The sequence below is a fragment of the Streptomyces sp. NPDC042259 genome (genome assembly GCF_055582085.1).
On sequence record NZ_JBVJDW010000002.1, the window covers coordinates 664,575 to 689,773 of the forward strand.

13 protein-coding genes (1 of these 13 only partly in view) are annotated in these 25,199 nt (G+C 73.5%); 5 read left to right on the forward strand and 8 right to left on the reverse strand.

Going from position 1 to position 25,199, the window contains the following annotated elements; all coding sequences use genetic code 11:
• Together ACZ6MA_RS07385 and ACZ6MA_RS07390 are read right to left on the reverse strand one after the other, a co-directional pair.
• Nucleotides 1–4,728: the 5' end (the start) of an SDR family NAD(P)-dependent oxidoreductase gene (locus tag ACZ6MA_RS07385; RefSeq protein WP_469431803.1), read on the reverse strand. Its footprint begins 8,475 nt before the window's first position; 4,728 of the gene's 13,203 nt are visible here — the first part of the coding sequence; its start codon is at nt 4,726–4,728; its stop codon lies beyond the left edge, outside the window.
• Between the two features lie 82 nt (nt 4,729–4,810).
• Nucleotides 4,811–10,807: a beta-ketoacyl synthase N-terminal-like domain-containing protein gene (locus ACZ6MA_RS07390; protein ID WP_469431804.1), complete on the reverse strand. Its 5,997-nt coding sequence runs from the start codon at nt 10,805–10,807 to the stop codon at nt 4,811–4,813.
• 412 nt (nt 10,808–11,219) lie between these two features.
• Here ACZ6MA_RS07390 and ACZ6MA_RS07395 point away from each other — a divergent pair, with 412 nt between their 5' ends.
• From ACZ6MA_RS07395 to ACZ6MA_RS07415, 5 genes are all read left to right on the forward strand, one after another.
• Complete coding sequence (locus ACZ6MA_RS07395; protein ID WP_469432274.1) at nt 11,220–11,918, forward strand: 4'-phosphopantetheinyl transferase family protein; 699 nt, start codon at nt 11,220–11,222, stop codon at nt 11,916–11,918.
• A 385-nt stretch (nt 11,919–12,303) separates the two neighbouring features.
• Nucleotides 12,304–13,656: a crotonyl-CoA carboxylase/reductase gene (gene ccrA / locus ACZ6MA_RS07400; protein WP_469431805.1), complete on the forward strand. Its 1,353-nt coding sequence runs from the start codon at nt 12,304–12,306 to the stop codon at nt 13,654–13,656.
• Between the two features lie 238 nt (nt 13,657–13,894).
• Entirely contained in the window at nt 13,895–14,536 is a 642-nt protein-coding gene (locus tag ACZ6MA_RS07405) for a TetR/AcrR family transcriptional regulator (RefSeq protein ID WP_469432276.1), read from the forward strand.
• Nucleotides 14,533–16,209, forward strand: coding sequence for an MFS transporter (locus ACZ6MA_RS07410; protein WP_469431807.1), 1,677 nt, complete (start codon nt 14,533–14,535; stop codon nt 16,207–16,209). Before ACZ6MA_RS07405 ends, ACZ6MA_RS07410 begins: the two co-directional genes overlap by 4 nt.
• Nucleotides 16,210–16,262: 53 nt before the next feature.
• Nucleotides 16,263–16,595 carry a DUF6204 family protein gene (locus ACZ6MA_RS07415; RefSeq protein WP_469431808.1) on the forward strand — a complete coding sequence of 111 codons (333 nt, stop codon included), beginning with the start codon at nt 16,263–16,265 and terminating at the stop codon, nt 16,593–16,595.
• 134 nt (nt 16,596–16,729) lie between these two features.
• On the opposite strand, the gene ACZ6MA_RS07420 is transcribed toward ACZ6MA_RS07415, so the two are convergent.
• From ACZ6MA_RS07420 to ACZ6MA_RS07445, 6 genes are all read right to left on the reverse strand, one after another.
• A complete protein-coding gene (locus ACZ6MA_RS07420) occupies nt 16,730–18,064 on the reverse strand; it encodes an acyltransferase domain-containing protein (RefSeq protein WP_469431809.1) in 1,335 nt (444 codons plus the stop codon).
• 43 nt (nt 18,065–18,107) lie between these two features.
• Complete coding sequence (locus tag ACZ6MA_RS07425) at nt 18,108–19,067, reverse strand: class I SAM-dependent methyltransferase (RefSeq protein WP_469431810.1); 960 nt, start codon at nt 19,065–19,067, stop codon at nt 18,108–18,110.
• A 31-nt stretch (nt 19,068–19,098) separates the two neighbouring features.
• The gene (panD, locus tag ACZ6MA_RS07430; protein WP_469432277.1) at nt 19,099–19,515 is read right to left on the reverse strand and encodes an aspartate 1-decarboxylase; all 417 of its coding nucleotides are present in this window, start codon (nt 19,513–19,515) and stop codon (nt 19,099–19,101) included.
• 50 nt (nt 19,516–19,565) lie between these two features.
• A complete protein-coding gene (locus ACZ6MA_RS07435) occupies nt 19,566–20,825 on the reverse strand; it encodes a cytochrome P450 family protein (RefSeq protein ID WP_469431812.1) in 1,260 nt (419 codons plus the stop codon).
• A gap of 89 nt (nt 20,826–20,914) precedes the next feature.
• Nucleotides 20,915–24,190, reverse strand: a complete 3,276-nt coding sequence (gene fabD / locus ACZ6MA_RS07440) for an ACP S-malonyltransferase (protein WP_469431814.1) — start codon at nt 24,188–24,190, stop codon at nt 20,915–20,917.
• Complete coding sequence (locus ACZ6MA_RS07445; RefSeq protein WP_469431815.1) at nt 24,187–25,188, reverse strand: methyltransferase; 1,002 nt, start codon at nt 25,186–25,188, stop codon at nt 24,187–24,189. The genes fabD and ACZ6MA_RS07445 overlap by 4 nt, the downstream gene beginning before the upstream one ends.
• Nucleotides 25,189–25,199: the final 11 nt, after the last annotated feature.

The following is a 25,199-nucleotide window of genomic DNA, read 5'->3' on the forward strand; positions in this document are numbered from 1 at the left end:
GAGTGCGACGAGGTGCGCCCCGTCATGCCGGGCGGCCAGTTCGCGGGCGAGTTCGGCGCGGTCGGGAGCGTGCAGCACCACGACCGGTCCGGCCGGTGTCCGGGGCACGGCGGGCGCGGCGCACGCCTCCCAGCGGGGGATGTCCAGCGGGGCGGCCTCGGCCGGGGCGACGGCGCGGACCGGCTCGGCGGCGCGGGCCGGATCGGCGGCCGGTGCGCCCACGGTCCGGGGCGTCTGGGCGGGAGGTTCGACGTCGACCCAGCACCGCACCCGGGCGAACGGGTATTGCGGCAGGGCGACCTTGCGCGCCTTGCGGTCGCGGTGCAGGGCGCGCCAGTCGGGTGCGGCACCGGCCGTCCAGCTTTCGGCCAGCACATGGGGGTCGGTGGAGTCGGGGGCGGCGAGGGTGCTCCGCCCGGTGACCGTGCCCCGGTAGCCGGCGGTCTCCGAGCCGTCCAGGAAGGCGCGGAGCACCGAGCGCAGTTCCTCCATGTCCGAGGCGACGACGGCGAGCCGCTCCTCCATGGCTTCCCGGCCGGTCTGCGTGGTGTAGGCGATGTCGGCGAGGGGGGTGTCGGTGCCGGTGGCCCGCACGGCCGCGGCGAGGCCGGCCAGCGTCGACCGGGCGTCGACGTGCGGGGCGGGACCGGGGAAGTTCTCCGCGAGCGCCCCCGCCAGCCTGCGCAGATCGGCGGCGTCCAGGCCGAGTTCGTCGAGTTCGGCCTCCGGGTCGGCGCCGCTCAGGCCGGCCAGCTCGGCCACCTCCGCGAGCCGGTCGGCGGCCGGCAGCCGTACGTACCGCTCGGCCAGCTCGCGCAGGGCCCGCGGGGTGCGGGCGGAGAGCAGCACCACCTGCGGTCCGACGGCGGCGGCGTCCGGGGCCCAGGGCTGGGGGAACTCCTCGACGACAACGTGGGCGTTGGCGCCGCCCGCGCCGAACGCGCTGACGCCGGCGCGGCGCGGGGTGCCGGGCCCGGCGGGCCACAGCGCGGCCTCGCGCTGGACACCCATGCCCACGGCGTCCCAGTCGATGGCCGTGTTGGCCGGGTCGGCGTGCAGGGACGGGACCAGGGTGCGGTGGCGCAGCTGGAGCAGCACCTTCGTCAGGGAGGCGATGCCCGCGGCCGGTTCCAGATGGCCGATGCCGGACTTCACCGACCCCAGCTTGATCCGCGTGCCGCCGTAGACCTGGGCCAGGGCGGATATCTCGATGGGGTCGCCGAGCGCCGTGCCCGTGCCGTGCGTCTCGAGGTAGCCGATCGACGCGGGGTCGACGTCGGCCCGGTGCAGGGCCCGCCGTACGACGTCGGCCTGGGCGGTGGGGTTGGGGACGAAGAAGCCGCCGGAGCGCCCGCCGTGGTTGACGGCGCTGCCCTTGATCACCCCGAGGACGCGGTCGCCGTCCTCCAGCGCGCGGGCCAGGGGCTTGAGCACGACGACGCCGACGCCCTCGCCGGGGACGTAGCCGTCCCCGCCGGCGCCGAAGGCGCGGCAGCGGCCGTCCGAGGAGACGAAGCCGACCTGGCTCAGGTGCAGGTACTTGTACGGGTGGACGATGAGGTTCACCCCGCCGGCCAGCGCCAGTTCGCTGTCCCCGGACCGGAGGCTCTCGCAGGCCAGGTGCAGTGCGGTCAGGGACGACGAGCACATCGTGTCCAGCGCCAGGCTGGGGCCGCGCAGGTCGAGGAAGTAGGAGAGGCGGTTGGCCACCGCCGAGGAGAAGGACGTCGGCAGGACCGGCAGCCGGTCCTCGGCGCCCAGGCCCAGCATCTGGTACTGGTTGAACATCACTCCCGCGAAGACGCCCACCGGGCGGCCGGCCACGTCGGCGCGGGTCAGGCCGGCGTCCTCCAGGGCGTGCCAGGAGGTCTGCAGGAACAGCCGCTCCTGCGGGTCCATGCCCTCGGCCTCGCGCGGGGTGATCCGGAAGAAGGCGGGGTCGAACTCGTCGATGCCGTCCAGGAACCCGCCCCACTTGCTGGTGGACCGCCCGGGGGTGCGCTCCGGCTCGTAGAAGCCCGCCGACGCCCAGCGCTCCGCGGGGATCTCGGTGACGCAGTCGCGTCCCGTCCGCAGGTTGGTCCAGAACTGGTCGAGGTCGTCGGCCATGGGGTACCGGCCGGCGATGCCGATCACCGCGATGTCCCGGTCGGCTTCCGGCGCCGGGCGCTCCGGTCGGGGCGTGCCCCGACCGGGGACGTCGAAGGCGTCTACGGAGGCTTCGGTCGAGGCGGGGTCGGCGGGGTGGAGGCCCAGCGACCGGCGGGCCCGCTCGGGGTCGCCGTGGAGCACGACGATCTCGGTGCCGGTGTGGGTGAGCGCCCGCTCGAAGACGTCCAGGCCGTCCGTCGTCGGCAGCGGGGCCTGTCCCTGACGGCGGAACAGTGCCTCGGCCGCCGGGTCGGTGCGCATGCCGCCCTCGGCCCACAGGGGCCAGGCGAAGGAGGTCAGCCGGTGCTCGCGGGCGTAGGCGTCCATGAAGGCGTTCGCGGCGGCGTAGTCGCTCTGGCCCACGTTGCCCGCGACGCCGGTCACCGACGAGAAGACGGCGAAGAAGTCGAGGTCCAGGTGGCGGGTCGCCTCGTGGAGGAGCACCGTGCCGCGCACCTTGGGGGCGAGGACCGCCGCGACGTCGGCGGCGGACTTGGCGGTGAACAGGCCGTCCCGCAGCACACCGGCCGCGTGGACGACGCCGTCCAGCCGGCCGTACCGGTCGAGGATGTCCGTGACCAGGGAGGTCACCTCGGAGGGCACGGTCACATCGGCACGGAGGTACCGGCCGGCGGCCGGTTCGGGCCGTGGTGTGCGCCCGGTCAGGACGGCCGTGGCCCCTTGTGCGGTCAGCCGGGCGGCGAGTTCCCGGCCTATGCCGCCGGCCCCGCCGGTGATCAGGTAGACACCGCCGGGCCGGATCGGCGTCGCGCCGCCGGGGTCCGCCTCGCGGTAGCGGCGGACGTGGCGGCGCCCCGGGGTGTGCCGCACCCAGGTCTCGTCCGGGTCGCCGAACTCCGCGAGCAGCGCGTCGGGGTCGGCGGGGCCGTCGCACTCGACGGCCGTGATCGCCAGGCGCGGCTGCTCCAGACGGACGGTACGGGCGAGCCCGGCCACGGCGGCGGCGACCGGTGCCGGTCCGGCGTGCACGACCGGCACCGGGGTGTCCGCCAGGGCCCGGGCCAGGGCGAGCACCTCGCAGCAGGCCGCCTGGACGGCCTCGGGCAGATCGGCGGTGTCGTCCTGCGCCAGGTGCAGGACCGCCTCGGGCGGGGCGCCGAGGTCGGCGAGCAGCAGCCGCAGGTCCCCCGCCTCGCCGGGGCGGATCTCGTACTCGTGGTGGGCGACCCGCCGGAAGGCGGGACCGCGCCGGGCGGTGATCTGACCGGGCCGGGCCCGCAGTTCGCCGATCACCAGCAACGAGGCGGTGGCCGGCGCGGTGGGCCGGGGCGCCGTCTGCCACACCCCGGTCAGGCAGCCGGTCCGCGCGGGGGTGTCGTCCGCCGGTGCGGCGGCGGCCGGTGCGGCGGCCGGCCGGGCACGCCGGTCGGCGGGCAGCAGCTCCGCGAGATGCTCCGCGACGGCGTCGACCGTGGGGTATTCGAACAGCAGGGTCGGGTAGAGGGCGATGTCCCAGCGTTCCTCGAAGGCGCGGACCAGGGTGAGCAGGTGGGTCGACTCGAGTCCGAGGTCGTAGAAGCCCCGGTCGCCGTCCACCGCCAGGGCGGGGTCGCCGACGGCCTGGCGGACCAGTTCGGCGATCTCCGCCCGGAGGTCGCCCGGGTCACCGTCCGTGCTCACGGGTGCCGAGGCCCCGACGGGAGCGGCGGGTGCGGTGCGGGCCGTGGCGGCCGGGGTGGCGGGCCCCGGCGCGGGGGGCGGTGTGCCCGTGGTGAGCCGGGTGATGGCCGCCGTGGAGCGGACGCGCTTGAAGGTCAGGCCCGTGAACCGGGCGGCGGGCGCGCCCGACCGGTCGTACAGGTCGATGTCGGCCTTCACCACGTCGTCACCGGTCCCGGCGGGGGCGGGGGCCAGGCGCAGGTCGACGGTGCAGGCGTCACCGAGGGTGCGGGCCGCGCGGAAGGCGGCGATGTGCAGGGGGATGAGCGGGCGTCCGTCCGCGTCCGCGCCGTCGAAGACGAGCGCGTACGACTGCATGGTCGACCCGTCGAGCAGGGCGGGGTGGAGCAGGAAGTCCGCCACCGTGGCCCGGGCCTCGTCGCCGAGCGCGAGTTCGGACCGTACCCGGCCCGGGGCCGCCCGCAGGGTGCCCGCGCACCGCATGAAAGCCCGGTGTTCGATCCCGGCCGACCGTCCCGTCGCGTACACCTCGCCCACGTCGCGCGGGGTGCCGGGCGCGGCCGGCTCCAGGGCGCCGGTCAGCGGCGGCAGACCGGTGCGCAGGGTCGCCCGGAGGTGGGTGGTCACCGCCTCGTCCACGGGGGTGCCGTCCTGCGTGCGGCGGCTGGTCGCCGTCACCTGGAAGTCGGTGCCGTCGGGTTCGAGGGCGACGACCAGTTCGCGGTCGAAGGACTCGGTGGTCACCACCGGTTCGACGAACAGCACGTCGCGCAGCTCGGAGCCGTCCAGCGGGATGTCGCGCGCGGCGAGCAGCCGGCAGACGAGGTCGAGGAAGGTGACACCCGGCAGGGTGCGCACCCCGTGCACCCGATGGTCGTCGACGATCGGGTTGTCCCGGTTCAGGTGCAAGACGCAGCGAACGGACCGTCGGTCCACGTGTTCTCTCCTGGTGATCGGCGATGCGGCGGAGCGTGATCCACGGCCCGGGCGCGCCGGGTTGCGTGAGGGTCAGGCCGGGTCAGATGAGGGTCAGGTCGAGCCGGGCCGAGCGGGCCGGCGCCGTGGCCGGCCCGGGTACGGCGGGCAGGCGCCAGAACCGGCTGCGCCGGTAGGCGGGCAGCGGCAGCGGGGGCCTGCCCGGCTCGCCCGGGGTACCGGGTCCGAGCACGATGTGGGCGTTGGTGCCGCCGAAGCCGAAGGCACTGACCCCCACCCGGCTGCCGGGCGACAGGTCCGCGGCGCGGGTCACCGGGAAGAACGGCGACTCGGCGAACGCGAAGCGCGGGTTCGGCCGGTGGCAGTGCAGGGTGGGCACCAGCCGGCCGTGCCGCAGGATCTGTACGGCCTTGATGAACCCGGCGACGCCCGCCGCGCTGAGCAGGTGGCCCATCGCGCTCTTGACGCTGCCGATGCCGCAGTAACCGCGGTCGTCCGTGTAGGTCCGGTGGACGGCCGTCAGCGCCTGGAGTTCGATCGGGTCGCCGATCATCGTGCCCGTGCCGTGCGCCTCGACGTATCCGATGGTGCGGGCGTCGATCCCGCCGCGGGCGAGCACGTCGGAGACCAGGGCGCGTTGTGCGCGTCCGTTGGGGGTGGTGTGCCCCATGGTCCTGCCGTCGTTGTTGACGCCCGAGGACTCGATCACGGCGAGCACCCGGTCACCGTCGCGCCGGGCGTCGGCGAGCCGCTTGAGCAGCACCATTCCGGCGCCCTCGCCGGGGACGAGGCCGTCGGCGGACTCGTCGAAGGTGCGGCAGCGGCCGCTGGGCGACAGCGCCTTGCCGGCGCTGAGCATGAGGTAGGGCTCCTCGTCGAACAGCAGGTCCACGCCTCCGGCCAGGGCCATGGACGACTCGCCCGACGCCAGGCTCTGCGCGGCGAGGTGAATGGTCACCAGCGACGACGAACAGGCGCTGTCGACCACGAGGTTCGGCCCGGAGAGGTCGAGGAAGTGCGAGATGTGCGCGGCCACGAAGTTCTGGTTGACCCCGGCCGTGTACTGCCGTGTCGGGGGTTGCAGATGGACGCGGTGGTTACCGGTCCGGGTGCCGACGAAGACCCCCAGCGACTGGCCCCGTACCTCGTCCTCGCGGTAGCCGGCATCGCGCAGACACTCCACGGACACCTCCAGCGCCTTGCGCGCCAGGGGGTCCAGCTGCCGGGCCGACTCGTCGTCGAAGCCGAAGAACTCCGGGTCGAACAGGGCGGCGTCGTCCAGGAATCCGCCCCACTTGCTCTGGCTGCGGCCCGGTCCGCCGGCCGGGCTGTAGAGCGAGCCGGTGTCCCAGCGGTCGGCCGGCACCTCGGTGACGAGGTCGCGGCCCGCGAGCAGCACCTCCCACAGCTGCGCGGGGTCGGCGGCGCCCGGCAGCCGGCACCCCATGCCGATCACGGCGATCGGGGTCGGCTTCCCGCCGGGGGCGGGGGCCGGTTCGGTGACGACGGCCCGTGCGGGCCGGCCGGCCGGCCCGGGGGCGGTGGCGGGTGCGGTCGCGCCGAGCGCGGCGGCCAGCCGGGCGAGCGTGGGGTGCTCCTGGAGCAGGCTCGGATCGACCGGGTGCCCCAGCTCCGCTTCGAGGTCCCGTACCAGTTCGGCCATCAGCAGCGAGTCCACGCCGACGTCACCGAGCGCGGTGTCCGGCCCGAGCAGCGCCGGTTCGACCTTGGTCGTCCGGGCCACCAGGGCGATCAGCCAACCGAGGTCCGCCGCCGTGGCGGGCGCGTCGTCGGCCGCGGTGGCCGGAGCGGGCGCGTCATCGGCCGCCGGGGCGGGGGCCTTGCCGGGGGCGGGGGCGGCCGGTGCGGGGCGGGACGGCGCCTGGAACAGCTCGGCCGTGGCCAGCGACGCGCGCTCCACCCGGCAGGGCAGGAGGACGGGTTCGCCGGGCACCCGCAGGGCGAGGTCGAGCAGTTCCAGGGCCTCGTCCTCGTTCAGGTCGGGGATGCCGAGCGCACCGCCGGCGCTCGTCCGCTCGGCTCCCATGCCCACGCCGCGCCACAGCGGCCAGCGCAGGGAGCGCACCGCACAGCCCGACTCGCCGTCGTGGGCGGTGGCGAAGTCGTCGAGCACGGTGTTGGCCGCCGCGTAGTCCAGGTGGCCCGCGGCCAGCCGCGGTACCGCTCCGGCCACCGAGGAGAACAGCACCATGAGGTCCGGGGGCGTCGCCCCGAAGGCGGACCAGAGCACCCGCAGCCCGTCGGCCTTGGGCCGCAGCACCCGGGAGTCATCCTCGGCGGTCCGGGAGAGGAAGGACGTGGGCGGGTCCATGACGCCCGCGCAGTGGAAGACGGCGTCGATCCCGCCCGCCTGCTTCCTGACGCGGCCGATCAGCCGGCGGAGCGAGGTGACATCGTCCAGCGCGTCGGTCCGGACGGTCAGGGTCACCCCGCGCTCGACCAGGGCGAGCAGCGCCGTGAGCCGGGCCCGCAGGACCGGGTCCGTGGCGGGTTCGGCGGCGAGGGCGGCCCACTGGTTGCGGACCGGCATCCGGGAACGGCCGACCAGCACGATGTGCCGGGCGCCGCGGTCGGCCAGATGGGCCGCCAGGCGCAGGCCGATGCCGCCCAGGCCGCCGGTGATGAGCACCGCGCCGCGGCCGAGGCCCGCGAGCGGGTCGGCACCGGCCGGTGCCGGGGCGAAGGCGGCCACCGGGCGGCGGCGCCGGCTCCCCTCGTAGCGGATCTCCGTCTCCAAGTCGGTCGCCGACGTCTCGGCCCTGACGGCCGCCACGAGTGCGGCGGTGCCGCCGTCCACGCGGACGGTCCGCCCGTGGACGCCGGGGAACTCCCCGGACAGCGAACGGTAGAAGCCCGCGAGCGGAGAGCGTTCGGCGCCGCTGACGTGCACGCAGCGCAGCCCCGTGCGGGGGTTGGCGGTGAGCACCTGCCGCAGCAGGGCGATCCGTTCGGTGATCCGCGTTCCGGGCGCGGACCAGTCGACCAGGTCGACGACGCCGGTCAGACCGCTCGCGTCGGGCAGCGGGTCGCCGGGGACGTGCGCGACGCCGCGGTCGGCGAGCACCGTGCGGGCGAACTCCGGGTCGGTGGTGACCACCAGGAGCCGGCCGTCGTGGGCGGTGTCCGGGGCGGGCGCGTCCTGCCAGGTGGTGGTGAGGAACTCGGTACCGGCGACGGGCGCCGCCCAGTGCTGGTCGCGGCTGAAGGGGTAGGTCGGCAGCGACACCGGCGGGGCGGCCGGGGCCGGAGCCGCGTCGGCATCCGGGTCCGGACCCGGGGCGGGGTCCGGGACCACGCCGTCGGCCGGGGCGTTCGCGAGCACCGCGGCGAGTTTCGCGGCGAGTTCACCGAGGTCCGCCGCCTCGACGGTGATCCGGCACGGCAGGGCCGCGCGCCCGGTCCGCAGGGTGCGCGCGATCGAGGCCAGTGGCGGGGCGTCCGGCGAGCGGACCACGTCCAGCAGGGCGGTCACGGCCTCCCGCAGGGCCCGCGGGGTGCGGGCCGAGACGGGGACGGTCACCGGGAGCGGCACGGCCGGGGACGGCAGGGCCGTCTCCGGCGCGTCCTCCAGTACGACGTGCGCGTTGGTGCCCCCCATGCCGAAGGAGCTGACGCCGGCCCGGCGGGGGCCGCCGCCGGCGGGTGCCTCCCAGGCCGTCCGCGCGAGCTGGAGCCGCAGCGGTGTGCCCTCGGTCTTGATCATCCGGTTCGGCCGGGACACGTTGCGGCTGGCCGGCAGCGTGCGGTGGCGCATGGCCAGGATCACCTTGATCATGCCGGCGATCCCGGCGGCCGCCTCCAGGTGGCCGATGTTGGTCTTCACCGAGCCGACCCCGCAGTGCGGTTCGGCCGGCCGCGGGTGGCCCCACTGGTCGTAGAGGCGCTCGAACGCCGCGACCATGCCGGAGATCTCGATGGGGTCGCCCAGGCGCGTGCCGGTGCCGTGCGCCTCGAGGTATCCGACGGTCGCCGGGTCGACTCCCGCCTCGTTGTACGCGGTCACCAGCAGGTCCGCCTGGGCGTCCGGGTTGGGCGCGGTGAAGGACTGTGCCTGGCCGCCGTGGTTGACGGCCACGCCGCGGATCACCGCGTGGACGCGGTCGCCGTCGGCCAGGGCCCGGTCCAGGGGCTTGAGCAGCAGGGCGCCGACGCCCTCGCCCCGGACGTATCCGTCGGCGTCGTCGTCGAAGGTGTGGCAGCGCCCGCGCGGGCTCAGCACCCCGGTGCGCTGGTAGGCCTGCTGCCGGGCGGGGTCGCACAGCACGTTCACCCCGCCGGCGAACGCCTGGTCGCACTCTCCGGCGCGCAGGGCCGCGACGGCCTGCGCGACGGCCACCAGGGACGAGGAGCACAGGGTGTCGACGGCGACGCTCGGTCCGCGCAGCCCCAGGGCGTAGGAGACCCGGTTGGCGACCAGGGAGGGGGACACCGCGACGCTCAGGTGCGGCTCGTCGCCGCCGGCGTGCTCGGCGAGGACCGCGGCGTAGTCGGAGTGGCACACGCCCGCGTAGACGCCCGTGCGGCTGCCGGCCAGCGAAGTGGGGTCCCACCCGGCGTCCTCGGCCGTGGCCCAGGCCACTTCGAGCAGCAGCCGCTGCTGGGGGTCCATCAGCGCGGCCTCACGCGGGCTGATGGAGAAGAACTCGTGGTCGAAGCGGCGGATGTCGTCGAGCAGGGCCGCCTTGTCGACCAGCCCGGGGTGGGCGGCCGTGTCCCAGCGGTCGTTCGGGACGGTACGGACGGCGTCCTCGTCCCGGCCCAGCAGGTCCCACAGTGCGGGCACGCTCGGCGCGCCGGGGAACCGGCCGGCCATGCCGACCACGGCGATCGGCGCCCCCGCAGCGGGCCGCGGCCGGGCCGGCGGCACGGCGGTGGCCGGGGCCGGGCGCGCACCGCGCAGCACGCGCGCCATGGCGGTGACGGTGAACGCCTGGAACATGGTGCTGGGGTCGATCTCCAGCCCGCTCTCGTCCCGGGCCCGGGCGGCGGCTTCCGTCAGCGCCAGGCTGTCGAGTCCGCGCGGACGCAGGTCGTCGTCCGCGGACAGCGTTCCGGCGGGCTCGTCGAGCACGCTCTCCATCAGGGCCAGGAGCCGGGCTTCGAGGTCGTCGGGCTCGTCGGGCACGGAGTCTCCCGGGGCCGGCGGGCCGGCGGGCGCGGGGGCGGCCGGTGCGGCCGACCGCACCACGACCGGGGCTCCGGTGGCGTCCCACAACGCCGCGTAGGCGCCGGGCCGGGTGAGCCGCTTGACGCTCTCCAGCCGGGCGAGCGGCCTTCCGTCGCGCTCGCGCAGCAGTGACGACGTCAGGACGACGCGGTCGTCCGCTTCCCGCCTGCAGTCGTCCAGCCGGTAGCGCACGACGTCGTCGATGCCGCAGTTGCCGAGGTAGACGATGTCCCGGCTGAGGGTGACGGCCTCGGAGGCCCACTCGCCGCCGGGCACGAGCGACTGGACGTAGTTGCGCTCGCCGCGGTCGTTGATGTGCGGGTAGGAGGCGAAGTACAGCAGGCCGGCGGCGTTCATGTCCGCGAACGGGTTGAGTTCGTACCGGTCGCGGTACAGGCCGGCGCCGTCGGGGTCCGCAGCGGTACGGGCGCGGAACTCGTGGTGGAAGTCGTGGTGTTCGGCCGTCGCGGGTGCCACCGGGGTGTGACCGGCGGACCGTGGTGTGCCGGGGACGAGCCAGTTGCCGGCGCCCCGGTGGACGAAGGCCGTGAGCAGCCGGACGTCGACGTGCGCCGTCGCCGTGGCGAAACGGATGTCGCTCACGAACGTCTGCTCGTCGATCCTGGTCAGCGCGCCGCTCAGCTCTCCCTCGTCGTGCTCGGTGAAGGACCGCAGCGAACCGGCGGCGGCGAGCCTGGCACGGGTGAAGGCGGGCAGCAGCCGATTGCCCTCGGCGTCGGAGAGTTCGGCGACGGGAACCCCGAAGTGCTCGCCGATGAGGGACCAATGAAGGTCACCGGCTTCTCGTAACAGCCAGTTCTCGGACAGACCACTGACGGAGAGCGCGGGAAGGCCCAGGACAACCGGCCGGGTCAGCATGCGTCCACGCATGCGATCCGGAGGAAGGGCGCGGAACCACACCCGGCACGGCCTGAACGCGACCATGACGGACGGCAGCGCTGAATCATCACATCCCCCACCCTGCGATGTATTGCGATGAAGTCCCCGCGACGGCGCGGCGAACCACCGACGCTAGCGGGACCTCGGAAGAACCGTCGTGCGCAAGAGAGCCAATCCCCGGCTGGGAGGCTGGAAATCGCGCTTCGACGAAACACATCTTGGTCGATCATGACCACTTCTGCAAGGGTAGGCTTCGTTCATGACAGGCATTCAGGAGCCGGGTTTCTGTCCAAACGGTCCGATACGGACACACGGTTCACCAGGGGGAAACCTCACGGAAATCCTCCCGGACGCCGGGGCCGCGCCCCGGCCCCACCCGGTCCCTCCCGGCACCGGAGCCGGCCTGCTGACGGGCCTCCTGCCGGACGTCACCGTCGTGGAGATGTTCACGGATCCCCCGGACGTCCACCTGTACCCGCAGGAGGCCGAACTCGTGGCACGCGCGGTTGACAAGCGCCGCCGGGAGTTCGCCACCACCCGGCTGTGCGCGCGCACGGCGCTGGCCGGGCTCGGGATCGCCCCCGGGCCGATCCCGCGCGGCGAGCGCGGCGCCCCCCTCTGGCCCGAGGGGATCGCGGGCAGCATGACCCACTGCGAGGGCTACCGCGCGGCGGCGGTCGCCCGGAAGACGGCCGTGGCCTCGGTGGGGATCGACGCCGAACCCCACGCGCCGCTGCCCGCGGGCGTCGAGAAGCTGGTGGCACGGCCCGAGGAACGCCGCACCCTGGACCGGCTCGGCCTGTCGCACCCGGCCGTGGCCTGGGACCGGCTGCTGTTCAGCGCCAAGGAGAGCACGTACAAGACCTGGTTCCCGCTGACGGGCCGGTGGTTGGACTTCGGTGACTGCGTCATCACCCCCGACCCGGAGGACGGCACCTTCGACTGCGTGCTGAACGTCCCCGGGCCGGTGGTCGACGGGCACCGGATCGAGCGTTTCACCGGGCACTGGCGGACGTTCACCCGCGACGGCGCCGCGTACGTGGCCACCGCGATCGCGGTGCCGGTGCCCGGCAGCGCCGCCCACCCCGCCGACGCCGGATGACCGCCACCTGATCATTCCCCGGAAATTGGCCGGAACTTGTCCCGGAATTCACTGTTCCACTCGGCAAAACCCATAAGAAATCAGCCAGTAGAGCCCGGTGTGTCCTTCGGGGGTCTCCCCGGGGGTGAGTGGCGGCGGGATTTCGATCACCTCTTGGAACACCTGTCCCATCCCAGTAGGGTGACCCGCACGTCACCAGGGGCACCCGCGTCTCGGTTGCCCGACGTCACGGCGGGCCTACGCGCTCCGTGCGCTCCGCGCGGGCACCCCCGCCGCCGGACCCACCGTCGCCGGCACCGCGCGCCCGGCCGCGCCCGCCGCGCGGTGCGCGGGCCGCGCCACCGACCCGCGCCACCCGTACCCCTCCCAGTTCCGAGGACGCCCCATGCAGGACATCGTCAATGCCATCATGAGCGGGGACGCGGCACGGGAGGACTTCGCCGCGCTCCCCCTCCCCGGGTCCTACCGGGCCGTCACCCTGCACCGGAGCGAGACGGAGCTGTTCACCGGGCTCGCCACCAAGGACAAGGACCCGCGCAAGTCCGTGCACCTCGACGACGTCCCGGTGCCCGAACTCGGCCCGGGCGAGGCCCTGATCGCCGTGATGGCCAGCTCCGTGAACTACAACACCGTCTGGTCGTCGATCTTCGAACCGCTTTCCACCTTCGGTTTCCTCTCCCGCTACGGAGCGCAGTCGCCGCTCGCCGCGCGGCACGACCTGCCGTACCACGTCATCGGCTCCGACCTGGCCGGCGTCGTGCTGCGCACCGGGCCGGGCGTGCACGCCTGGCAGCCCGGCGACGAGGTCGTGGCGCACTGCCTGTCGGTGGACCTGGAGGCTCCGGACGGGCACAACGACACGATGCTCGACCCGCAGCAGCGCATCTGGGGCTATGAGACCAACTTCGGCGGGCTCGCCGAACTGGCCCTGGTCCGGGCCAATCAGCTGATGCCCAAACCGGCCCACCTCACCTGGGAGGAGGCCGGCACTCCCGGGCTGGTCGCCGCCACGGCGTACCGTCAGCTGGTCTCCCGCAACGGCGCCGGGATGAAGCAGGGCGACAACGTCCTGATCTGGGGTGCCTCCGGTGGCGTGGGCGCGTTCGCGACCCAGTTCGCCCTGGCCGGCGGCGCCACCCCCGTCTGTGTGGTCTCCAGCGAGCGGAAGGCGGAGATCTGCCGCGCCATGGGCGCCGAGGCGGTCATCGACCGCGGTGCCGAGGGGTACCGGTTCTGGAAGGACGAGCGGACGCAGGACCCCAAGGAGTGGAAGCGGCTCGGCAGGCGGATCCGCGAACTGACCGGCGGCGAGGACGTGGACATCGTCTTCGAGCACCCCGGCCGGGAGACCTTCGGCGCCTCCGTCTTCGTCGCGCGCAAGGGCGGCACGATCGTCACCTGCGCTTCCACCTCCGGCTATCTGCACGAGTACGACAACCGCTATCTGTGGATGTCCTTGAAACGCATCGTCGGCTCGCACTTCGCCAACTACCGCGAGGCGTGGGAGGCCAACCGTCTGATCGCCAAGGGCAGGATCCACCCCACGCTGTCGCGGACCTACCCACTGGAGGAGACCGGCCAGGCCCTGTACGACGTCCACCACAATCTGCACCTGGGCAAGGTCGGGGTCCTCGCGCTGGCCCCGCGCGAGGGCCTCGGCGTACGCGATCACGCGTTGCGCGAGAAGCACCTGCCGGCCATCGACCGGTTCCGGGTGACGGAGCGGGCGGCCGGCTGAACCTCCGCACCAGGGCTCGGTACCGGGCTGCCGCCTCCCTCCGGGGACGGCGGCAGCCCTTCGTCGTGCCCGGGCTTGCCGGGCGGGCGGGTGCGCGTGTTCCGGATGGTGATCCCGTTTCAGATACAGAGCCGTATTGGGATACAGTCTCGCATCCCAGTGAAGCGTCAGGGAGGCGATCACCATCACCCAGCGGCTCACCCGGCAGCAGAGCCGGGAACTCACCCGCGAACAGCTCCTGCGGTCGGCGGCCGAACTCTTCGCCGAACAGGGGGTGAACGGGACGTCGGTCGAGCAGATCGTCGAACGTGCCGGCTACACCCGCGGCGCGTTCTACGGCAACTTCAAGGGCAAGCACGAACTCGTCCTCGCCCTGCTCGAGCAGCGGACCCAACTCGAGCTGGAGGAGGTCCGGGCGATGAGCCGCCAGGCGGGCTCCTTCGACGAGATGATCGAGCACCTGCGCTCCTGGCACGGCGAGCGCGACCGCAACCTCGCGGGCTGGCTCGCCCTGCGCACCGAACTGTGGCTCTACGGCCTGCGGGACCGGCCCGAGTTGCTGCCGGTGCTCGCGGACCGCGAACGCCGCTCCCGCGCCGCGCTGGCCCAGGGCCTGGAGCAGGGTTTCGCCGCGCGCGGTGTGACCACCCCGGCCCCCGTGGAACTGCTGGCCCTCATCGTGCACGCACTGGACGACGGTCTGTCCATCCAGCGCGTGCTCTCCCCCGCCGACAGCAGCACGGACACGGTCGTGGACGTGGTGGAACTCCTGATGAGGGCCTGGACCGCCCTCGCCCAGGACTCCGCGTTCACGGCCACCGGGCGCCCGGCCATCCCCAGCCGGACGCCGTCGATCGAGAACCTGGAGAAGCAGCCATGAGCAAGGCAGGGCAAACGGAGCGGCCGGCTGCCGCGTTACCGCCTGTTACCCCCGACGCACCCGAGCCGGACCCGAAGCGGTGGCTCGCGCTGACCGTCCTGCTGGTCGCCACCTTCATGGACCTGCTCGACGCCAACATCATCACCGTGGCGATCCCGAGCATCCAGCGCGACCTGGGCGCCTCGGCCGTCGCCGTGCAGGCGATGACGGCCGGATACACACTGAGCTTCGCGGTCCTGCTGATCACCGGCGGGCGGCTCGGTGACATCTTCGGCCGCAAGCGGATGTTCCTCACCGGCGTCGCCGGCTTCGTCCTCGCGTCGGCCCTGTGCGCCGCCGCGCAGAACACCGAGATGCTGGTCGCCTCCCGGGTGCTGCAGGGGCTCGCCGCCGCGATCATGGTGCCCCAGGTTCTGGCGCTCATCCACGTCACCTTCGCTCCCCAGGAGGTCGGGCGCGTCGTCAGCCTGTACGCGAGCATGATCGGTCTGGCCATCGTCTCCGGTCCCGTCGTCGGCGGTGCCCTGGTCGACTGGAGCCCGCTGGACCTCGGCTGGCGGAGCATCTTCGTGGTCAACCTGCCGGTCGGCGTGGCGGCCCTGTTCGGAGCGTGGAAGTGGATGCGGGAGTCCAACTCCCCGCACGCCAAGCGGCTGGACATCATCGGCATGCTGCTGGCGATCGCCGGACTGCTGCTGCTGATGCTGCCCCTGACGCTCGGGCGCGAACTCGACTGGCCCGTCTGGAGCATCGTCGCGCTCGTCGCCGCGGCACCCGTCATCGCGCTGTTCGTGGTGTACGAACGCCACAAGACCCGCAAGGACGGCTCGCCCCTGGTGACCCTGTCCCTGTTCAAGGTCCGTGCCTTCGGTGCCGGCATCGGCGTGCAGCTGCTCTTCAGCGCCATCCCCGCCGGCTTCTTCCTCAGCTGGACGCTGTACCTGCAGGGCGGCCTCGGCTGGTCCGCGCTGCACACCGGGCTGACCGCGATCCCCTTCTCGGTGTGCGTCCCCCTCGTCGGCGGCCTCGCCGTGCGCAAGCTGTTCCCGCTCTACGGCCGCTACTGCCTGATGGCGGGCGCGCTGAGCATGCTGGCGGGCATCGCCTCCTACGCGTGGCTGGCCCACCACGAGGGCACGGGCATCACGTCCTGGCACGCCATCCCGTCGATGCTGCTGCTCGGCTCCGGCATGGGTCTGCTCATGCCCCCGCTGACCGCGCTGGTCCTCAGGGAGGTCACCCCCCAGGAGGCGGGGGCCGCGTCCGGCATCATCAACGCGACCGGCCAGCTCGGGGCCGCCCTCGGCGTGGCGGTCATCAGCGGCATCTTCTTCTCCGCCCTGGCGGGCAACGCCGGACCCCAGGCCGACCGCGTCGTCCCGGCCGTCCGCGCGGTGGCGCCCGAGCGGGCCGCGGCGGTCAAGACCTGCGCGACCGACTCGCTCGGCCAGGACGATCTTTCGAAGGTGCCGCGCAGTTGTGCCGGGCTCGCCCAGGACACCGACCCCGGCACCCGGGCCGCGGTCGCCGACGCGCTCGGCGAGATCCGCGCCAAGACGTTCGTGTCGACCTACAGCGAGACGCTGTACTGGGCGGCCGGCGGCCTCGTACCCGTCACCGGTCTGCTGTTCCTGCTGCCGCACCACCGGGCCCGGCGGGAGGAGACGGCGTGAGCCGCCCCCCCGCAGCCGATATCCGAAGCACACATCTCGGGAGAACCGCAGTCATGAGCCACACGACCTACCAGGTCATCACCCAGGGCAAGTTCGCTCCCCTCGACGACGAGCAGCGCGCGTCGCTGCGCGCCCAGGCGGACGAACACGACGTGTTCAGCGCCAGGTTCACCGAGGAGGGCACGGTCACCTACCAGCGGACGCTGCACGGGTTCGCCTTCCGCGTCCTGATCCCCGCCGAGGAGGAGGACACCGAAGCCGTCGTCCTGGCCAAGGCCGAGGAACTGGCCGCCATCGCCGTCCGCAAACTCGGAGCCGAATGCGGCGACCTCCGCTCGGTGGCGACCGACCTGGCCAGCATCAAGATCCGCCGCAAGGGCCGCTGATCCGTCTGTGCGGTGCCCTCAATCGCCGGACGGGCCGGGAAACCGAGCCCGTCCGGCGATTGAGGACGCGCCCGCAGGGCGCTGGCCGCCGCAGGCGGCAAGGCAGGCCGTCAGCCGAAGACCCGTCGGCCAGGCTACGGCACGGGCCTCGGCATGCGCACAGCGTCCAGCACCGCGCCCTGGTACGGAGTCAAGGCCGTCGCGCCCCCGCCCGCCCCGCCCGCCGGGAACAGCGCCGGCCAGTTCGGCTCGCGCCCACACGCGTACAGCGTGCCGAGCGAGGACAGCACCGAACGGCGTTCCTCCCGCCGTCTGCCCGACGGCAGCAGCCGGCCCTGCCGTTCGCCGCTCTCCAGCGTCTGCCGGACGGGACTGAGCAGCACCGGGTGCGTACTGACCTCGACGAACACCTCGTGCCCCGCGGCGAACAGGTTCTCCACCGCGGCGGCCAGCCGTACCGGCTCACGGAGGTTGCGCATCCAGTACGCGGCGTTCAGATCCGTGCCGGGCACCGGCTCGGACGTCACGGTCGAGTACATCGGCACCCGCGTGGGCGTCGGCTCCAGCGAACGCAGCGCGGTATGCAGGTCCTCGCGCAGTTCCTCGACGTAATGACTGTGCGAGGCGACCGTTCCCTTGATCACCCGGCAGTAGACGTCCCGCCGGCCCAGCTCGTCGACGAGCGCGGCGAGCGAGGGGGCGTCACCGGCCAGGACGGTCGACCGGGGGCTGTTCTCCCCGGCGACACTGATCTTGCCGCCGCTGGCCTCGGCCACCGCCTGGGCCTCGGCGGGCGAGAGTTCCGTCGTGGCCAGGGCCCCCTTGCCGGCGATCCGGCGCAGCAGCGCGCTGCGCCGGCACGCGATCATCATGGCGTCGTCCAGCGACAGCGCCCCGGCGGTGTGCGCGGCGGCGATCTCTCCCATGCTGTGTCCGACGACCGCGTCCGGCGTCACGCCCCAGCTGCGCCACAGCGCCGTCAGGGCGATCTGCAAGGACACCATCGTCGGCTGCAGCACGTCCAGTTCGTCCAGCCGGGCCGCCCCGGGAGGCAGTCCCAGCTGCTCGACGACGGAGAAGCCGGCGAACGCGCGCACGAGCCGGTCGCAGCGGTGCAGGGCCTCCCGGAACACCGGCTCGGTGGCGAGCAGTTCGCGGCCCATGCCGTCCCACTGGGCGCCCTGTCCGGCGAAGACGAACACCAGCGGGGGGCGCCGGGCCGTGAACTCCGCCGGGATCCGCTCGACCTCGCCCGCGCACACCTCGGTGAGCCGCTGCTCCAGCTCGGTGTACGACTCGACGGCGAGGGCGACGCGGTGCGGCCCGGCCGTGCCCGTCGCGGCGTCGTGGCAGTACCGGGCCAGCGGCGGAAGGTGTCCTCCGGCGCGGATCCGGTCCCGGTGGCTGCGCAGGAGCCCCTGGAGGAGGTCCTCGGTGCCGGCGGCGACGGCGAACAGCCGTGCGTTCATGTCTCCCCCTTCCCGTCCGAACGGCACGACGTCGGAAGGCGGGTCATCGGCGGACGGCGATCTGGTGGCGGTAGCTCTCCATCGGCAGTCCGCTCATCCACGGCACGATGCCCAGTTTGCTGAGCGCCTTGATCGTGGGAGGCGGCTGGTAGCCCGCGAACATGCCACCGAACATCAGGATCTGGCTGTGCGCGACGATCTGCCGCATCAGCGGGTTCATCCGCTGCTTGCCGAGCATGGTGCGGAAGTGGCTGCCCGGTGCCATCCGGCGGCGCACCGCCGCGCGCACCCGGTCCGATATGTCGTTGTCGGCGATCCATTCCAGGCCCTCGGTCTCCGCCGCAGCCTGCCGCATGGTCGCGGTGCGCTGCCGGGTGTAGACGTCGATGTGGCTCAGATGCCCGCCGGGGCGCAGGACGCGTGCGGCTTCGCTGAGGAACTTGCCGAGGTCGGGGTAGGTGTGCGAACTCTCGATGTTGACGAGCACGTCCACCGAGCCGTCCTCGAACGGCAGGTCCTCCGCGTCGCCGTGGACGAAGCGCAGCGCGTCGCCCCGGGAGAGCGTGGCCGTTCCCCGGGCGATGGCCTTGGGCGACAGGTCGAGGCCGGTCATGCGGGCGCCGGGGGCGACGCGGGACAGGAAGTTCAGGCCCTCCCCCATGCCGCAGCCGACCTCCAGGACCTCCCGGCCGGCGTAGTCGTCCAGATCGATCGGGAGGTCCCGCAGGGCGAGGAAGTAGAGCTGTTCGCTGAAGCCGTCGGTCCAGGGCTGGCCGAACCCGGGCACCCGGGCCCGGATCTCCTCGACGAGGCCGGCGTCGTACATGCCCCAGTTCCACAGGTCGCCCTTGCCGGACAGGGTGGCGGCCATGTCGTAGATGGTGGCGCTGGCCGACTTCATGGTGGCGGCCTTCTCGCCGCTGCGCGGGGTGCTGGAGTCGTCGAGGTTGATGTCCGCGAGACCGCTGGTGAAGGCGGTCATGACGTCAGGGGTGGCACTCATGGGCGGTCTCCGATGGGCGGGGCGGGGTCGGTCACGCGCTGATGGTGTCGCCGCGCACCAGGCCGAAGCCGTCGGGCACCTCGGCGGGGTCCGAACCCGTCGTGACGGGCCGGTTGTCCGTGTCGACGAACACCACGCTGGGCTCGTAGGAGCGGGCGTTCTCCTCGCTCATGGAGGCGTAGGAGATGATGATGACGAGGTCGCCGGGGCTGACGAGGCGGGCGGCGGCGCCGTTGATGCCGATGATCCCGCTGTCGGCCTCCCCCTCGATGACGTACGTGCTGAGCCGGGCGCCGTTGTCGATGTCGACGATGTCGACCTTCTCGCCGGGCAGCAGGTCGGCGGCGGCCATCAGGGTGGCGTCGATGGTGACGGAGCCGACGTAGTGCAGGTTCGCCTGCGTCACCGTGGCCCGGTGGATCTTGGACTTGAACATCTCTCGGTACAGCATGGTCTCTCCTGTCGGCGGGTCACCGGCGGTGCGCTGGGGGTGGGTCGTCACTCCTGGGTGTCCGGCGTCAGGTGCACCGGGAGCCGCTGCATGGCGAGCAGGTAGCGGGGGGCGATCTCGGCCGGGTCGGCGGCCAGCGTCAGGTCGGGGAACCGCTCGAACAGCGCGGTCAGGGCCACCTCTCCCTCGATCAGGGCGAGACTGGCGCCCAGGCAGTAGTGGGCGCCGCGGCCGAAGCCCAGGTGCGGGTTGTGCTCGCGGGTGAGGTCCAGGTCGGCCGGGCAGCCGAACTCGGCGGGGTCGCGGTTGGCGGCGGCCAGCACCACCTGGACGGCCTCGCCGGGCCGCACCGTCACCCCGCCGATCTCGACGGGCTCGGTGGCGAAGCGCCGGAAGGTGTGCTTCACCGGTGCGGTGTGGCGCACCAGTTCGGCGACCGCCCGGCTGGCGATGGAGGGGTCCTCCTTCAGCAGCTTCAGCTGGTCGGGGTGCTGGAGCAGGGTGAAGACGGCGAGGGCGATGAGATTGCGGACGGTCTCGTGGCCGGCCTGGACGAGAACCATGGCCAGGGCCACCAGTTCGTCGTCGGTCAGCCGGTCGCTGTCCTCCTCGTGGACCTGCACCAGCTCGGATATGAGGTCGTCCCGGGGCTCGGCCTTGCGGGCCTCGACGAGTTCCCGGGTCACCCGGGCCATGCCCCGTACGGCGGGGGCGAACTGCTCGGGGTTCGGGCGCAGGGCCTGGGCGAGCGTCTCGCTCCACTCACGCCACTGCTCGCGGTAGTGCTCGTCGACGCCGAGCATCTCGCAGATGACGTTGATGGCCAGCGGGTGCGCGTAGTCCGCGATCAGGTCGGGCTCGGGCTTGCCGGCGAGGTCGTCCAGCAGACGGTGTGCCATCCGGGTGATCGCCGGGGTCAGCGTCAGCATCCGCCGGGCGGACAGGGCCCGGGTGACGAGCCGGCGCACCCGCATGTGGTCGTCGCCGTCCATGGTCAGCAGGGTCGAGTCGAACATGTCGACGATGTCCTCGGGGATGCCCCTGCTGAGCATGGACTCCCGGTGGGAGTCGCCCGGCGGCCGGCTGCGGAACGTCGGCTCGCTCAGTACGGACCTGACGTCCTGGTAGCCGGTGGCCACCCAGACGTCGCTGCCGTCGGCGAACTTGCCCCGGCAGACCGGCCGGGGGCCGCCCAGCCAGCGCTCGCCCGCCTCCGGGTTGGTGATGAACGCCGGGTCGGACAGGTCGAACTCGCTGGCCAGCGCATCCGGTTCGGTGGGGTGCTCCGCGGCGGAGGTGTCGGTCATGGGGTCGGCCTCGCTTCTTGCTCAGTGTCGTGTCGTGTTCGGTGTCGCCTCGTGGCCGGCGCCGGTCCGCGCCCGGAGCCGGGCACGGATCACAGCGCGGGGCCGACGACGTCGGCGGCCTCGGTCATCAGGCGGTCGGCCAGCTCGTCGGCGTGCCGGTCCCGCCAGGCGTGCAGCGGCGTGTGCGCCAGCCACCGGTTGCAGGCGCCCAGTGCCGGCCCGCAGGGGATCTGGTAGTCGGCGGCGCGGCCCGGTGCCCCGTCGATCGCCCAGGCGCTCGCCTGGGCGCAGTACCAGCGGAAGACCAGCGCCATGCGCCGCTTGGGGTCGAGCGCCGGCTCGGCGGAACGTCCCAGGCGGGCGTAGACGTCCTCGAACGGGGCGCCCAGGTAGTCGCGTTCCACCTTGGAGCGCACCGCCGCGGGTACCGCGTCCCAGGAGTCGTAGTTGCGCCACAGGTCGTACAGCTTGCCCGCGCGGGCGTGGAAGAGCACGCCCTTGCGCAGCACGCGTGCCCGGCCGCCCAGTTCGAACAGGTCGCCGTAGGGCGCGAAGGCGGTGTCGTGCACGTCGGCTTCCTGCAGCAGGTCCTTGGCGGCGGCGCTGATCCCGCTCTCGGCCGTGCACAGGTTCACCGATCCGGTGAGGACGAAGTCGGCGCCCAGGACGAAGGAGGCCGCGGCCGACTCGGGCGCGCCGATGCCGCCGCCGGCCCCGATGCGCACCGCCTCGGCGACGCCCCCGAGTTCCGCGCGCAGCCGGCGCAGCGCGGGCAGCAGCGCCCACAGGGTCGCCAGGTCGGAGTGGTCGCCCGCGTCGCCCACCGCGCAGACGTCGTCGGCCAGCGCGACGCGCTCCCCGGCCGCCGCCTCCTCGGCGGTGAGCAGGCCCTCGTCCACCAGTCGCCGTGCCAGCGCGGCGGGCGGCGGGGAGAGGAACAGCCGGGCGGCGTCCGGCCGGGTCACCTTCGCCAGGAGCTTGCGGGGTACGTGGACGGTGCCGTCGGCGCGGACCCGGGCACCGGTCAGCCGGTGCCGGACGAGCGCGGGGGTCACCTCGACGTGGGTGGCGGCCTCCACGAACCGGACGTCGTGGCGGACCAGCACGTCCACCAGGTCGGCCTCGGCGCGCGGGTCGAAGGGGTCGTGGGTGACGTTGACCCCGAACGGCGCGCCGGCCGGGACGCGCTCGCGGATCCGGGCGACCGCGGTGGCCACCTCGTCGGCGGCCAGGCCTGAGGCACCGAAGTAGGAGAGCAGACCGGCGCGTGCCATCCGGGCGACCAGGTCGACCGAGCTGACACCGCGGCGCATGCCGCCCGCGGCGTAGGCGAGCCGGACGCCGTAGTCGCGCCGGAAGGCCTCCGAGCCCAGTGACTCGGGGCGGGCGGACGCGGGCTCGGTACGGGCCGGGGCCGGCTGTCGCGGGGCGGTGGGGGCGAGGGGCCGGGGTGCCGGGAGCGCGGTCGCCTCGGTGCGGATCCGGGCGACGAGCTTGGTCAGCACCTGTCCGGGGCCGAGTTCCCGTACCCGGAAGTCGCCCAGGCCCATCAGGAGCCGGACGCTGTCGGTCCAGCGCACCGGTGAGGCGATCTGGCGGCGCAGGGTGGCGGCCACCTCGCCGGGCTCGTAGGGCCTGGCGTGGACGTTGCTGATCACCGGGATCTTCGGTGCCGCGAAGTCGGTGGCGTCGAGCAGCCGTCCGAACTCCTCGGCGGCCGCGGCCATGTACCGGCTGTGGAACGGCGCGCTGACGTTGAGCGGCGCGCAGCGGGCCCCGGCCTCCTTCAGCAGGGGCAGCGCCCGGTTGACCGCCTCCACCGGGCCGGCGATCACGGTCTGGGTCGGCGCGTTGTAGTTGGCGATGTCGAGTTCGGTCAGTGCGTTGTCCCGCAGGACGCGCTCGACGAGCGCGGCGTCGACCGCCGAGACGGCGGCCATCGTGCCGCCGGTGACCTGTCCCATGAGCCGGCCGCGTTCGGCGACCAGGCGCAGCCCGGTCTCGAAGTCGTACACGCCGGCGGCGAACAGGGCGGCGAACTCGCCGAGGCTGTGTCCGAGGACGTAGTCCGGCAGCCGCCCGCCCTCGCCGAGGGCCGCCAGCCAGGTGAGGGAGTTGACGACGTACAGGGCGGGCTGGGTGTACCGCGTGTCGCGGAGGTTGCGGCCCGGGTCCTGCAGGCACAGCTCCCGGAGGGAGTAGCCGAGCACGGCGTCGGCGCGGGCGACCAGGTCGGGGAAGCGGTCGAACACCTCCCGGCCCATGCCCTTGGCCTGGGCGCCCTGCCCGGGGAAGACGTAGACGTCGAGCGGTCGCCCGTCGAGGGCGGGCGGGTCGGGTGTGGCCGCGGAGGCGCTCACGGGGTTCACCTCGGTTCGTCGTGCGGGGGCGGCGAGGGGGGCCGGGGCGGCGAGGAGGGGCCGGGTGTCGAGGACGGCCCGGTACAGCACCTCGTCGCGGGCGTACGGGGACAGCAGCGGCAGGACCTTGGACCGGCTGCCGTCCGGCAGGGCGGCGCGTACCAGGTTGGCCATGGACCCGGACGGCCCGAGGTCGAGGAAGAGCAGGTCGTCCCGGGCCAGGAGCGGGCCCAGGGCCCGGGTCAGGTCGAACGGCTCCCGCAGCACCCGCCACAGGTGGGCGGGGTCGGGCAGGTGCACGGCCGCGCCGGTGGTCCCGGAGATCAGCGGCAGGGTGGCGGGTTTCATGGCCAGTTGGCCGATGAGGTCCTTGAAGGCACCCTCCACCGGGTCGATCAGGGGCGAGTGGAAGGGGAACAGCACGGGCAGCCGCTGGCAGAGGACACCCGTGGCGGTCAGGTGCCGCTCGATACGGTCCAGGTCCTCGGCCGTGCCCGCCAGGACGAAGTTGTCCGGCGAGTTGACGGCGGCCACGTGCGCCGGCGCGAGGACGGGGTCACGCCGGGCGAGCCCGGCGTCGGCCAGGACCGCGAGCATGCCCCCGCGGGGGCACTCCGCCTCGAACAGCTCGACCTGGCGCAGCAAGGAGCGCAGGCACTCCTTGGGGTCGACCACGCCCGCGACGGCCGCGGCCGCGACCTCGCCCAGGCTGGCGCCGAGCACCGCCCCGGGGGTGAAGCCGTGTGACCGCAGCATCTCCGCCAGGGCGTACTCGACCATGAAGATCGCCGGCTGGGTGAGCGCGAAGCGCGTCATCGGCAGCTCGGGGCCGTGGCCGTCACCGTGGATGGCCTCGATCACCGAGTCGCCGCGGACGTCACGGACGACCGCGTCCAGGGATTCGAGGGCCGCGCGGAAGACGGGGTCGGCTCCGTGAAGCCATTTGCCCATGCCGTGGTACTGCGAGCCCTGACCCGCGAACAGGAAGACCGGCGTGAGGGTCATCGGGCGCGCAGGGAGGACTCGAGGACCTTGTGCCCGGTGGGCAGCTGCGCCACGGACTCCACCGTGAAGCCGGCCTCCTCCAGGGCGCGGCGCATGCCCGCCTCGTCCAGGCCGATCGTGCCCTCGTCGCAGGCCACCGCCTGGAACATCGCCCGCCATCCGTCGATGTCGTTCTCCACCAGCGGCTCCACGACGAGCAGCCGGGCGCCGTCGGCGCTGTCGGCCATCGCGGTGGCGACGGTGCGCAGGATGCGGACGCAGTTGTCGTACGTCCAGTCGTGCAGCACGTTCTTCAGCAGGTAGCGGTCTGCGCCCGCGGGGACCTCGGCGAAGAAGTCACTCGGCGCGAAGGTGATCCGCTCCAGGACGCTCTCGTCGGTGACCCGGCCCAGGGCCTCGTGGCCCCGGGCGCAGACGCTGGCCCGGTCGGCCACGGTGCCCCGCAGGCCCGGGTGGGCGGCGAGGATGCCGGGCAGCAGACCGCCGCTGCCGCCGCCGACGTCGACGACGGTGCCGGCGCCGCCGAAGTCGTGGGCCTCGATCAGGCACTGGGCGACCGGCGTCGCCAGGTCGATCATTCCCTGGTCGAACAGTTCCGCCGTCTCGGGGTGGGTCTCCAGGTAGGCGTAGAGCGACTCCCCGAAGACCTCCTGGAAGCCCGAGCGCCCGGTCTTGACGGTGTGCATCAGACCGCCGAAGGCGTCGTCGTAGAGTTCGGCGGCGAGGATGGCGAAGTGCCGCTGGGTCATGGGGTGGTCGGCGCGCAGCGGCGCGTAGGCCTCGGACAGCATGAACTTCTCCCCGTCGCGCTCCAGCACGCCCGGGACGGTGAGCATCTGCAGCAGGCGGTGGAGCACGTCCGGGTCGGTCTCGGTGCGCTTGGCCAGCTCCGCGGACGACATCGAACCCCCGTCGAGGATGTCCGCTATCTCCAGTCGGGCGGCGACGGCCAGGGCCCGGGCGAACCAACCGCTGACGGCGAGCTTGAGGATTTCCATGGGATGTCTCT

Coding starts and splice junctions, on each gene's coding strand:
- ACZ6MA_RS07390 (WP_469431804.1), bottom strand. CDS start 10,807: ATGCGTGGACGCATGCTGACCCGGCCGGTTGTCCTGGGCCTTCCCGCG.
- ccrA (WP_469431805.1), top strand. CDS start 12,304: ATGCAGGACATCGTCAATGCCATCATGAGCGGGGACGCGGCACGGGAG.
- ACZ6MA_RS07410 (WP_469431807.1), top strand. CDS start 14,533: ATGAGCAAGGCAGGGCAAACGGAGCGGCCGGCTGCCGCGTTACCGCCT.
- ACZ6MA_RS07415 (WP_469431808.1), top strand. CDS start 16,263: ATGAGCCACACGACCTACCAGGTCATCACCCAGGGCAAGTTCGCTCCC.
- ACZ6MA_RS07420 (WP_469431809.1), bottom strand. CDS start 18,064: ATGAACGCACGGCTGTTCGCCGTCGCCGCCGGCACCGAGGACCTCCTC.
- ACZ6MA_RS07425 (WP_469431810.1), bottom strand. CDS start 19,067: ATGAGTGCCACCCCTGACGTCATGACCGCCTTCACCAGCGGTCTCGCG.
- ACZ6MA_RS07435 (WP_469431812.1), bottom strand. CDS start 20,825: ATGACCGACACCTCCGCCGCGGAGCACCCCACCGAACCGGATGCGCTG.
- fabD (WP_469431814.1), bottom strand. CDS start 24,190: ATGACCCTCACGCCGGTCTTCCTGTTCGCGGGTCAGGGCTCGCAGTAC.
- ACZ6MA_RS07445 (WP_469431815.1), bottom strand. CDS start 25,188: ATGGAAATCCTCAAGCTCGCCGTCAGCGGTTGGTTCGCCCGGGCCCTG.